The sequence below is a fragment of the Nocardia wallacei genome (assembly GCF_029869545.1).
Taxonomy (GTDB): domain Bacteria; phylum Actinomycetota; class Actinomycetes; order Mycobacteriales; family Mycobacteriaceae; genus Nocardia; species Nocardia wallacei_A.
This window is the reverse complement of record NZ_JARWQD010000204.1, coordinates 63,881-75,260: the sequence shown is the minus strand read 5'-3', so window position 1 is coordinate 75,260 and position 11,380 is coordinate 63,881. Positions and strand designations below refer to the sequence as shown.

The 11,380-nt window shown below is 70.7% G+C and carries 9 protein-coding genes; 5 read left to right on the top strand and 4 right to left on the bottom strand.

The window, feature by feature from the left end; genetic code table 11:
* From QH290_RS16970 to QH290_RS16960, 3 genes are all read right to left on the bottom strand, one after another.
* The coding region (locus QH290_RS16970; RefSeq protein ID WP_280383838.1) for a serine/threonine-protein kinase at positions 1-1,688 on the bottom strand (1,688 nt) is incomplete at its 3' end.
* Between the two features lie 75 nt (positions 1,689-1,763).
* Complete coding sequence (locus QH290_RS16965) at positions 1,764-2,423, bottom strand: response regulator (protein WP_280383842.1); 660 nt, start codon at positions 2,421-2,423, stop codon at positions 1,764-1,766.
* A 68-nt stretch (positions 2,424-2,491) separates the two neighbouring features.
* A complete protein-coding gene (locus QH290_RS16960; RefSeq protein WP_280268653.1) occupies positions 2,492-3,856 on the bottom strand; it encodes a sensor histidine kinase in 1,365 nt (454 codons plus the stop codon).
* A gap of 185 nt (positions 3,857-4,041) precedes the next feature.
* On the opposite strand from QH290_RS16960, the gene QH290_RS16955 reads away from it, so the two are divergent.
* From QH290_RS16955 to gatB, 4 genes are all read left to right on the top strand, one after another.
* Positions 4,042-4,362, top strand: a complete 321-nt coding sequence (locus tag QH290_RS16955) for a hypothetical protein (RefSeq protein WP_280268654.1) — start codon at positions 4,042-4,044, stop codon at positions 4,360-4,362.
* A 47-nt stretch (positions 4,363-4,409) separates the two neighbouring features.
* Positions 4,410-5,129 (top strand): ABC transporter ATP-binding protein, encoded by a 720-nt coding sequence (locus QH290_RS16950; protein WP_280268655.1) that lies wholly within the window; start codon positions 4,410-4,412, stop codon positions 5,127-5,129.
* The gene (locus QH290_RS16945) at positions 5,126-7,618 is read left to right on the top strand and encodes an ABC transporter permease (protein ID WP_280383837.1); all 2,493 of its coding nucleotides are present in this window, start codon (positions 5,126-5,128) and stop codon (positions 7,616-7,618) included. The genes QH290_RS16950 and QH290_RS16945 overlap by 4 nt, the downstream gene beginning before the upstream one ends.
* A 66-nt stretch (positions 7,619-7,684) precedes the next feature.
* Positions 7,685-9,196, top strand: a complete 1,512-nt coding sequence (gene gatB, locus QH290_RS16940; protein WP_280268657.1) for an Asp-tRNA(Asn)/Glu-tRNA(Gln) amidotransferase subunit GatB — start codon at positions 7,685-7,687, stop codon at positions 9,194-9,196.
* 63 nt (positions 9,197-9,259) lie between these two features.
* Here the strand turns inward: gatB and QH290_RS16935 are convergent, their stop codons facing one another.
* Positions 9,260-10,384 (bottom strand): PQQ-dependent sugar dehydrogenase, encoded by a 1,125-nt coding sequence (locus QH290_RS16935; RefSeq protein ID WP_280383835.1) that lies wholly within the window; start codon positions 10,382-10,384, stop codon positions 9,260-9,262.
* A 124-nt stretch (positions 10,385-10,508) separates the two neighbouring features.
* Here QH290_RS16935 and QH290_RS16930 point away from each other — a divergent pair, with 124 nt between their 5' ends.
* A complete protein-coding gene (locus QH290_RS16930; RefSeq protein WP_280268659.1) occupies positions 10,509-11,342 on the top strand; it encodes a DoxX family membrane protein in 834 nt (277 codons plus the stop codon).
* Positions 11,343-11,380: the final 38 nt, after the last annotated feature.

Sequence of the window (11,380 nt, the reverse complement as noted above, 5' to 3'; positions counted from 1 at the left end):
GCTGTTGGGTTTGTCCTGGGTGGGTTCCGGCTCCATATTGGGTTTCGGAACGTCCGGCTGCTGGGGGGGGGGGGGGGGGGGGGGGGTGGGGGGGGGGGGGGGGGGGGCGCGGGTGGGGGCGGTGGGGGGGGGGGGGGGGGGGGGGGGGGGGGGGGGGGGGGGCGCCCGCCGGGCGGCTGCCCGAGCAGTGTGCGCTTCTCGCGCTGCGGAAGTCCGGACGCCTGCCCGCCGCGCGCCGCCCCGGTCCGCTCGCCGGGATCGGTGTCCTCCGAGGGGTACCGGCGCACGGTCTCCGCCGCCCTCGGGTCCTGCCCGTACGGCATGACCGTGGTCGGTTCGGCAGCCTGCCCCGCCCTCGTATCGGCATCGGATCGAGCCTCGGCCGCGGCATCGAATCCGGCCGCGGCATCGAATCCGGCCGTGGCATCGAATCCGGCTCCGGCATCGGATCCGGTTGCGGCATCGAAGCCGACTGCGGCATCGAACCCGGTTGCGGCCGTGGTATCGAACCCGGTCGCGGCACCGAACGCGGTTGCGGCGGTGTCGGGTTGGGCCGTGGTATCGAATCCGGTTGCGGTGTCGGGTTGGGCCGTGGCGTCGAATCCGGTTGCGGTGTCGGGCCGGGACGTGGCGTCGAATCCGGTTGCGGCTGTGGCGTCGTATCCTAGCCCGGCTCCGGCGGCGGATTCGGTTGTGGCTGTGCCGTATTCGTGCGGTGTGGCCGAGGCGGAGGGGGATTCGGATTCCACCGGGGTTCGGTCGTAGTCGTCGAGAGCGTCGGGGGTTTCGAACATGTCCGCGCCGCCGGATCCGCCTACCACGCCGGTCTCGGCGGCCGAGTAGCCGTATCCGACCGACAGGCCGAGGGCGGCGCGGGCGGCGCCGGCGAACTCGCCCGCCGTCGCGTAGCGGCCGTCGGGCGTCTTCGCCATGGCGTGGGCGATCACCGCGTCCAGGGCGGGTGGTACGTCCGAGCGCTGCAGGCTGGGCCGCGGCGGCGGATCCGACAGGTGTGACCGGATCAGCACGCTCACGCTGTGCACCGGGAAAGGCGTTGCTGCCGTGAGACATTCGTGCAGGACGCAGGCCAGCGAATAGGTGTCCGCACGGCCGGTGATCGGACCCGCGTCGAACCGCTCCGGCGCCATGTAGGTGTAGGTGCCGGGCGCCGTGCCCACCATGGTCAGGCTGCTGTCGCCCTCGGTGCGGGCGATGCCGAAATCGGCGAGATAGGCGAAATCGGCGGCGGTGACGAGGATATTGGCCGGTTTGACATCGCGATGCACCAGCCCGGCGGTGTGCGCGGCATCCAGCGCCGCCGCCACCTGCTCGATGATGTCGACCGCCCGATCGGGATCCATCGCGCCGTGCCGCCGCAGCCGGGTGCGCAGATTCTCCCCGCGCACCAGCCGCATGTCTATATAGAGAACGCCGTCGATCTCACCCCACTCGTGGACGGGGATGACATGGGGATCCGACAACCGCGCCACCGCCTGCGATTCGCGCCGAAACCGCTCCCGATAGGTCGGATCGTCGGCCAGCCCCTCCGCCAGCAACTTGAGCGCGACCACACGGTCCTTGTTCGTGTCGTAGGCCTCGTAGACCTCGCCCATGCCGCCTCTGCCCAGCAGCGAGCGCAGCTCGTACGGGCCGAATCTGCCGCCGGCCCGCGACCGCGGTGCATCCACCGGTGCAACCTCCACATCCTGGGCAGGGTGTGCGAGAACCCTTGCCCGGTTGGTCACCGGGGTCTTGCCTGCCCCTCAGACTGCCGATTCTCCGGGTGCGACCACGCCGTGGTCAAACGCGTAGACGATCGCCGCGGCCCGATCGCGCAGCCCGAGCTTCCCGAAAATATGTCCTACGTGGCTCTTTACGGTTACCTCCGAGATACCGAGCTCACTGGCGATCTCGGTATTGACCCGTCCCCGCCCGATCAGTCGCAGCACCTCGAGCTCGCGGGCGGTCAGCTCGTCGAGGCGATGGCGGGAGCGCGGCGGCTCCGGCCGCACCGACCGGTAGGCCGACAGCACCCGCCCGGTGACCGAAGGATCGAGCCACGAGCCGCCCGCCGCGACCGTGCGCACCGCGCGGATGAGGTCCTCGGCGGGGGAGTCCTTGAGCAGGAAACCGGCCGCGCCCGCCCGCAGCGCCCCGGACAGCAGCTGGTCGTCGTCGAATGTGGTCAGCACGAGCACCGGTGGCGCGTCCTCGCGCGCACGCAGCAGCCGCGTGGCGTCGATGCCGCCGACGCGTTTCATCCGCAGATCCATCAGCACCACGTCGGGGCGCTGCGCCGCGATCGCCGAGGCCACCTCGTCGCCGTCGGCGCATTCGGTGACGTGGAATCCGTCGCGGCGGCGCAGGATACGACGCAGCCCGCCCCGCACCAGCTCCTGGTCGTCGACGACGAGGACCGTGATCGTGCCGGTGTCGAGCCCCGGCCCGGCCTCCGATCCCGCCGTCTCGCCTGCCGTATTCGATCCCGAGATCACATGCCCTCCTGCAGTTTCCGGGTCATCGATGTGAAGGCGTCGCGCACCGCGCGCAGCGGCGCGTCCGATCCGGTGACCACGCATCCGCCCGCGGGCTTGGTCGCGGTGATCGGGATGCGGGCACGCACCCGCCAGGCGCCGTCCTCGGGCCCGGCGGTCAGCGCGCCGCCGAGCAGCGTGGCGCGCTGTCGCATCCCGGAGATGCCCATGCCGCGGCCGCGGCGCGGGGTCGTGCCGCCGGGCAGCGTATTGGATACCGCGGCAACGACTTCCGCCTCGCTCACCTCGATGCGCAGCGTGACCTCGGCGCCGGGTGCGTGCTTGGCGACATTGGCCAGCGACTCCTGACTGATCCGGTACAGCGCCAGACCCGTCGTCGCCGAGACCGCGGTGGCGTCACCGCTGAGCGCGTAGTCGACCGGCAGGCCCGCGCGGACGAAATCCTCGACCAGCCCGCCGATGTCGTCGAGCCCCGGCTCCGGGCTGGTGCTGGCGGGCCGCTGGTCGAGCAGGCCCACGGTGCGGCGGATATCCGACATGGCTTGGCGGCCGAGCCGTTCGGCGTCGGTGAGCGCGTCGACCGCCTCGTCGACATCGCGGTCGGTCTCCAGCGAGTGCCGGGCCGCCGTCAGATGCAGCAGGGTGATGCTGAGCGAATGCGCGATCACGTCGTGCACCTCGCGGGCGATGCGGCGGCGCTCCTCGTCGGCCGCCTGGGCGGCGCGGATCTCCTGGTTCTCCCGCTCCTGGTAGAGGAAGCGGCGCTGGAACTGCAGCATGAGCCCGACCATCCAGCCGAGCACCACGCCGACCAGATACATCGGCAGGCCCGCGTCCACATTCCCCAGCGCGGCGAAGCCGAGTAACTCCAGCAGCGCCGCGACGGTCGCGGCCACGCTGATCTTCTTCGGGGCGATCGCGGCTATCTCACCCGCCATCACCGTCAGCACCAGCGGCGCGCAGTCGGGTGAGACCGGCTGAATCAGGAACAGCGCCGCGGCGAGCATGGCCGATCCCGCGAGCACCACCGGATGCGGTTCCAGGTCGAGCAGGAAGATGATCGGATAGCTCAAAGCCAGCAGCGCCACCGCCACGAAGGGCAGCGTGGTCGCGAAGTAGTCCTGCCGCAGCCCGGCCGCGGCGATCGCGGTGACGATCATCGCGAGATCGGCGGTGTAGACCACGGAGGGCGGATAGTCGTAGGACGCGTCCTCGATCTTGCGCCGCACCGAGCCCACCGGGTCACGCAGGAACTCCCGGAATCGGGTGCGGACCCGGCCGGGCCACCCGCGCAGCGACGCCGCGGGACCGGTCGCGCCGCGCCCGCCCGTGCGCTGCTCGGAGGCGTCTATCACACCCATTCTGCAAGGCTAGCCGCCCGCCCGGCGCCGCGGCATCGTGCTCGGAACGCACCCCTGCTCCTACCACGGTAGGACCGCAAGTTTCGTCCGCGGCACGACGACGGCGGGCTCTCACGTCCGTAGCGTGAATTCCACAGTGCCCGGTGGTGAGGTGCCGGGCGCCCCAGACGGAAGGGATGGGAGCGATGACGTGGAAGGATCTGCACGCTCGTGTCGACATCCTGCACGAGGTGCTCGCCCGCGCGGCCGCCGATCCGGCCGGTCCGGGCCTGTTCTACGGCCTGCCGGACTGTGACCGGCTCTTCGGCGGACCCGCCGGGGTGCTCGCCGCGCTGCAGTATCAATGGGACAACCATCTGCGCGCGAAGCTGGATCAGGCCCAGGCGGCGGGGCAGTCGGCCGCCGAGGCCTATCTGGAACTGGCGGCCGAGCAGCCCGTGCTGCGGGCCGTGCTCGACGCCCAGGACGTCCGCCGCTGGCGAGACGCCCGGGTGCTGGCCTCCTGAGACCGGGCCGCCACCGACAGCATCGACGAGAGAGGGCGGGGACCGCCGTGTTGGAACTGACCGACGTCATCAAGGAGTACCGGGTGGGGGAGCAGCGGGTGCGCGCTCTCGACGGCGTCAGCCTGCGGATCGAGGCGGGCGAGTTCACCGCCGTCATCGGCCCGTCCGGCTCCGGCAAGAGCACCCTGCTGCATATGCTCGGCGCGCTGGACTCCCCGGACTCCGGATCCATCACCTTCCAGGGTGAGGAGATCGGCTCGCTCGACGACGAGCGCCAGTCCGAATTCCGGCGGCACCGAGTCGGTTTCGTGTTCCAGTTCTTCAACCTGCTGCCCACGCTGTCTGCCTGGGAGAATGTGGCGATCCCGAAGCTGTTGGACGGCACCGGATTACGCAAGGCCAAGCCGCGGGCGCTGGAGCTGCTGGATCTGGTCGGCCTCGGCGACCGCGCCGAGCACCGCCCGGCGGAGCTGTCGGGCGGGCAGATGCAGCGGGTGGCGGTGGCGCGGGCGCTGATCATGGATCCCCCGCTGATCCTCGCCGACGAGCCCACGGGCAACCTGGATTCCAAGACCGGCGCGGCGATTCTGGAGCTGCTCGGTGAGATCTCCGGCTCCGGCAACTCGGTCGTCATGGTCACCCACGACATGGGCGCCGTGCAGTACAGCGACCGCGTGATCACGCTGCGCGACGGGCGGATCGGCTCGAACGACAGGGTGGAGCGCGGGAACGCCGCCGACACCGAGGACAAGGCGGTCCGCGCATGATCGGTGCGGGCTGGGATCGGTTGCGGCTGTTCAATATCGGGGAGCTGCTGATCCATCGCGGCCGCACCGCGATGTCGATGGCGGTGATGGCGGTCTCGGCGGCGCTGCTGGTGGCGGTGCTGAGCATCGCCGGTTCGGTGACCGGCTCGGTCGACAAGCTGACCCACGCGCTGGGCGGTAGGGCCGCCCTGGAGGTCTCCGGGATCACCGAGTCCGGATTCGATCAGCAACTGCTGCAACGGATTCGCGCGGTGCCCGGGGTCGAGGCCGCCGTGCCGATGCTGCGCAGCCGGATCGGCAATCCCGCCGATCGGACCCTGCTGATCGGCGCGGATTCGAGCGTGGCGTCGCTGGGCAGCGACCTGGACGGCCCGATGCGCGGCGAGGCGGCGAAGCTGCTGACGGTGCCCAACGGCGTGCTGGTCGGCGCGGCCATGGGGCGCTCGGAGGGGGAGAGGTTGCGCCTGGGCTCGTCCGAGGTGACGGTCGCGGGGGTGATCGACGAGTCCGCCTCGAAGGATCTCAACGGTGGCCACATCGTGGTCACGACGCTGCCGGTGGCGCAGAAGCTGGTGAACCGCACCGGCATGCTGGACTCGGTCCAGATCGTGCCGGGCCCGGATGCCGATGTGGGACAGCTGCGTTCGGCCCTCACCGCGGCCGTGGACGGGCGGGCGGTGATCGCCGACCCGAGCCTGCGGTCCGCCCAGGCGGGCGGCGCGATTCAGCTGGTGCGATTCTCCACGACGATGGCATCGGCTGCCGCACTGATCGTTTCGGCATTCCTCATCTACAACGCCATGAGTATGGCTGTGGCGCAACGCCGTCCGACGCTGTCGCTGCTGCGCGCGATCGGCGGCAAACGCGGGCCCATGGTGCGCGATCTGATCGCGGAGGCCGCCATCCTCGGCGTGGTCGGCGGCGGCGTCGGGGCGGTGATAGGCATGTTCGCCGGGCGCACCGCCATCGACAAGATCCCGTCGGCGATGATGGCGGCGGTGGAGACCCGCACCGAGTACATGGTGCCCTGGTACGCGATCCCGGTCGCGATCGCGGCCTGCGTGCTCGCGAGCGTGGCGGCCGCGGCCATCGCCGCGCGGCAGATCTACAAGGTGGAGCCGATCGAGGCGCTGGTCCCGGTGGGGGTGTCGAAGGCGGATGTGGTGCGGCCGCTGCTGCGGTGGCTCGCCCTGGCCAACGGTATCGCGATGATCGTGGCGGCGGTGTTCATCGCCGAGGCGAAGCTCGGCCGGTTGTCGCTCGCGGCGATCTCGCTGTCGATCGCCGGTGCGGTGTCGGTGTGCTTCGCCGCGACGGGCCCGATCATCCGGCTGGCCGCGGGTATCGCGCGGCTGTTCGGAGCGCCGGGAGCGTTGGGCGCCACGACGATCGAGCGATCGCCACGACGGGTGTGGGCCACGGTCATGACCGTGATGATCGGCGTCACCGCGACCGTCGCGATGGGCGGCGCCTCCCGCAACCTCGTCGATTCGGCGACCGCCTCGTTCCAGGACCTCGGCGACCGCGACGCCTATATCAGCCCGTCCGCGCTGGCCGAATTCCCCACCGGCCCACTGCTTCCGGCCGATCTGAAGGATCGCGTCCGCGCGGTGCCGGGTGTGGCGAGCGTCGGCGCCGCGCAGATGGCGTTCGCGACGCTGGGCCGAGACCGCGTGATGCTGCAGGCCTACGAGGAGGGGGTGCGCGGGTCCCTGATCGGGGAGCTGAATCCCGTGACGCAGCAGAAGATGTCGACCGGCGAGGGGGTCGTGCTCTCGCGCGACGTGGCGAGTTCGCTGGGCGTGCAGGATGGTTCGCAGCTGGACATGCCCACGCCCACGGGCATTCACAGGGTTCAGGTGCTGCAGGTGATTCCGTACTTCTCGGCGATCTCCGGCATCGTCCTGATGGATCTCGACATCCTGCGGCAGTGGTACGAGCGCCCCGGGGAGACCATCCTCGGCCTGGACGTCGTGCCCGGTGCCGACAAGGCCGCGGTGCTGGCCGCGGTCCGCGAGGTCGCCGGTCCGGACCTGGCGGTCGATACCGGGCAGGAGGCGGTGACCGCGGTGGCCCAAGGCGTGCAACAGGGTACGTCGCTGTCGGCCTCGATCCTGTGGATCGTGGTGCTGGTGTCCACCGCCGCGCTGCTCAACACGCTGATGCTGTCGGTGCTGGAGCGCCGCCGCGAAATGGGGGTGTTGCGCGCCATGGGCACCAGCCGCCGGTTCATGCTCCGGACCGTGCTCACCGAGGCCGCGGGCATCGGATTGACCGGTGCCGTCATCGGCCTGGTCACCGGTGCCGCGGTCCAATATCTCGCCAGCCTCGCCATGGGCCAGGCCATGACCATCGACGTGGTCTACGAGCCGAGCCCGATGCTGCTGGTGTACGGCGTCGCCGCGCTGATCCTGGCCCTGCTGGGTTCCATCCCACCGGCCTTCCGCGCGGCCCGCATGCCGATCGTCGACGCCATCGCGGCCGACTGATCGGGAGTAGGAGGGGAACCCTCACCCGGCTCGGGCGGGTGAGGGTCTCCGAATAAGATTCTGGGTATGACTGCACCCACGGTGGACTTGATGGACTATGCCGACGTCGTCGACCGGTACGAGCCGGTGCTGGGCATGGAGGTCCACGTCGAACTGGGTACCGCGACCAAGATGTTCTGCGGGTGCCCGACGACGTTCGGCGCCGAGCCGAACACCCAGGTGTGCCCGGTGTGTCTCGGTCTGCCGGGCTCGCTGCCGGTGGTGAACCAGCAGGCCGTCGAGGCGGCCGTGCGCATCGGCCTGGCGCTGAACTGCTCGATCACCCCGTGGGGCCGGTTCGCGCGCAAGAACTACTTCTACCCGGATCAGCCGAAGAACTACCAGATCAGCCAGTACGACGAGCCGATCGCCACCAACGGCCACCTGGAGGTCCCGCTCGACGACGGCACCACCTTCCGGGTCGAGATCGAGCGTGCCCACATGGAGGAGGACACCGGCAAGTCACTGCACGTGGGCGGCGCCACCGGCCGCATCCACGGCGCCAGCCACTCGCTGCTGGATTACAACCGCGCGGGTGTGCCGCTGATCGAGATCGTCACCAAGCCGATCACCGGCGCCGGCGACCGCGCGCCGGAGGTGGCCCGCGCCTACGTCACCGCGCTGCGTGAGGTGCTGAAGTCGCTGAACGTCTCCGACGTGAAGATGGAGCAGGGATCGCTGCGCTGCGATGCCAACGTCTCGCTGATGCCCAAGGGCGCAGCCGAATTCGGCACCCGCACCGAGACCAAGAACGTCAACTCGCTGCGCAGCGTCGAGGTCGCGGTGCGCTACGAGATGCGCCGCCAGGCCGCGGTGCTCGCCGCGGGCGGCAGCATCGTGATGGAGACGCGGCACTTCCACGAGACCGACGGCACCACCTCGCCCGGCCGCCCCAAGGAGACCGCCGAGGACTACCGCTACTTCCCCGAGCCCGACCTCGAGCCCGTCGCGCCCGACGCCGCCTGGGTCGACGAGCTGCGTGGCACCATCCCCGAATACCCGTGGCTGCGCCGCGCCCGCATCCAGTCCGACTGGGGCCTGTCCGACGAGGTCTTCCGCGACCTGATCAACGCCGGGGCCCTGGATCTGATCATCGCCACCGTCGACGCGGGCACCTCGGTCGACGCGGCCCGCTCCTGGTGGGTGAACTACCTGACGGAGAAGGCGAAGGACCGCGAGGTCACGCTGGAGGAACTGCCGATTACGCCGCAGCAGGTCGCCGAGGTGGTCGCGCTGGTGGACGCCAAGACCATCAACAGCAAGGTCGCCCGCCAGGTCGTCGACTTCGTGCTCGCCGGTGAGGGCGATCCGGGGCAGATCGTCGAGGCCAAGGGCCTGGGCATGGTCTCCGACGATTCGGCGCTGCAGACCGAGGTCGACAAGGCCCTCGCTGCCAACCCCGACATCGCCGACAAGATCCGCTCCGGCAAGGTCCAGGCCGCGGGCAAGATCGTCGGCGACGTCATGAAGGCCACCCGCGGCCAGGCCGACGCCGCCCGCGTCCGCGAACTCGTGCTCGCCGCCTGCGGCGCCGCCTGACCTGGCGAGACGCGCGCCGTCGCCGTCGTTCCCGGCGTGCGCGCGCCGACGCCGGGCTCGTGACTAGTCCGGCCCGCCTCCGCCGCCACCGGTCGGGGAGATCACGACCACGCGGTCGTCGGTGGGGGTGGGCTGGCCGCCGAACTTGTTGGAGGTGCTGGCCCAGATCAGGCCGTTGGGGCCGGGGGCGGCGTCGTTCAACCGGCCCCACTTGTCCTGGTACAGCAGGGCCGGGGCGGTGGTGATGGCGCGAGAGTCCTTCTCCACCTTGGCCATTGCCATGCCCTTGGCATCGGACATGGCGACCGCCACGAAGTCCCCGCCCGCGACGCAACCGGCCGCCCCCGGATGATCGGGCCAGTTCCACGCCGTGGTCACGGTCCCGTCCGGCGTCACGCGCTGTAGCCGGTCGGCGACGGGCGTGCGATCGGTGAACCAGATGTCGCCCTGGGCATCCGGGCAGACACCGCCCGCGGTCCCGATCCCGGACGCCAGCACGTCCGGCGAGTTGCCGCCGGGGGTCGGATTGGTGATCCGCAGCAACTTGCCCGCCAGCGAGCCCGGATCGGCCGCGGCGCCGGGATTGCCGCCGTCACCGGTCAGCACGAGCATCTTGTCGGCCGAGACGAATTCGACCGAACCGCGGTTCCCGGTGTCGCTCTTGGGAATTCCGGTGACGATCGGCTTGGCGGTGCCGTCGGAGCCGATCCGGACCACGCGATTGTCGCCGCCGGTGGTGATGTAGGCGTAGAGCAGATGATCCTGGCTGTAGGTGGGGGACAGGGTGACATCGAGCAGGCCGCCGTCGCCGGAGGCGTCGACGTCCACCTGCGCGATCTGCTTGAGGTAGTAGGGCCACGGCCCCGGGTCCTGGGTGTCGATCAGGAAGATCTTGCCGGTGGCGCGTTCGGCGATCATGCCGGTGGTGCCGTCCGGCATCGCCACCACGCCGGTGCCCTCGTTCACACAGCTGGCCACGACCGTCGGGTCGGGATCCTCGCACGGTCCCGGCGGCCGCTTCTTGGTGGGCGGCGGTTGCGGAGTGCTCGGCTCGACGCCTTCGGGCCGCACGGTCGGCGCGGGGGTGAACGGGTCGTTCGCGGATTCGTCGAAGCGGGCACACCCGGCCAGCAGACCGGCGGCGACGGCCAGACTCAACGCGACTCTGCCGGTAGCAACCACACTCATGGCTCAGACGTTACGGAAATACCGTCGCGGGCGCTCGCACGGGGTTGGCGCGCGAAGCGCCGGTGTCGTGGACACGCCGTGGTCGGACAGCGTCCAGGATGGGTACCCGTCATACTCTGAGCCCGTGACGGACAAGCCGAATGAGACACCGGAGTCGAACGAGCCATCCGCGAAGCCGGAGAAGGAGACGACCGAGCACGCGGCCACCAGCCCCTTCGACAATCCGACCGGCGAGTTTCCCCGGGTCCAGCCGGCGCAGGGCAAGGACGTGCCGCGCACCGACGACGATCTGGGCCTGGACCCGGACGTCCCGCCCGCCGGAGCGACCGATGCGTCCGCCGCCCGCTCGGGCGAGCCGGAGGCACCGACCTACGCCTTCGCCACCATCCCGCCCGCGACGACCGCGCCGACCGAGACCCTGCGCCGCCGCCGCGACTCCCGCCGGGGGACACAGGATCTGGGCCTGCTGGTGCTGCGCCTGATCCTGGGCGTGACCTTCCTCTACCACGGCCTGCAGAAGCTGGCGGGCTGGTTCCACGGCCCGGGCCTGGACGGCACCCGGCAGATGCTGGAGCAGGGCGGCTGGAAGCACATCGAGCTGTCGACCGCCATGCTCACCGTCGCCGAGGTGGGCGGCGGCGCGCTGCTGGTGCTGGGCCTGGCCACGCCGCTGGCCGCGGGCGCGGTGCTGGCCGCCATCGCCGATGCCCTGCTGTGGAAGGAGGGCATGGCGCCCGGCTTCCAGTACAAGGTCATCGAGCTGGAAGCGATCCTGGCGGGCCTGGCCGCGGTGGTGATCCTCGTCGGCCCCGGCCGCCTGTCCTTCGACCGCAACCGCGGCTGGTCCTCGCGCCCCGCCTGGGGTTCGTTCCTGGTCCTGATCCTCGCGATCGCGGCCGCCATCGGCGGCTGGCTCGCCCTGCACGGCGGCAACCCATTCGTCGGCATCATCGACTGACCGTCCGGAAACCTGAATGGGCCTTAGACGATTCCGGG

Coding starts and splice junctions, on each gene's coding strand:
- QH290_RS16960 (WP_280268653.1), bottom strand. CDS start 3,856: ATGGGTGTGATAGACGCCTCCGAGCAGCGCACGGGCGGGCGCGGCGCG.
- QH290_RS16955 (WP_280268654.1), top strand. CDS start 4,042: ATGACGTGGAAGGATCTGCACGCTCGTGTCGACATCCTGCACGAGGTG.
- QH290_RS16945 (WP_280383837.1), top strand. CDS start 5,126: ATGATCGGTGCGGGCTGGGATCGGTTGCGGCTGTTCAATATCGGGGAG.
- gatB (WP_280268657.1), top strand. CDS start 7,685: ATGACTGCACCCACGGTGGACTTGATGGACTATGCCGACGTCGTCGAC.
- QH290_RS16935 (WP_280383835.1), bottom strand. CDS start 10,384: ATGAGTGTGGTTGCTACCGGCAGAGTCGCGTTGAGTCTGGCCGTCGCC.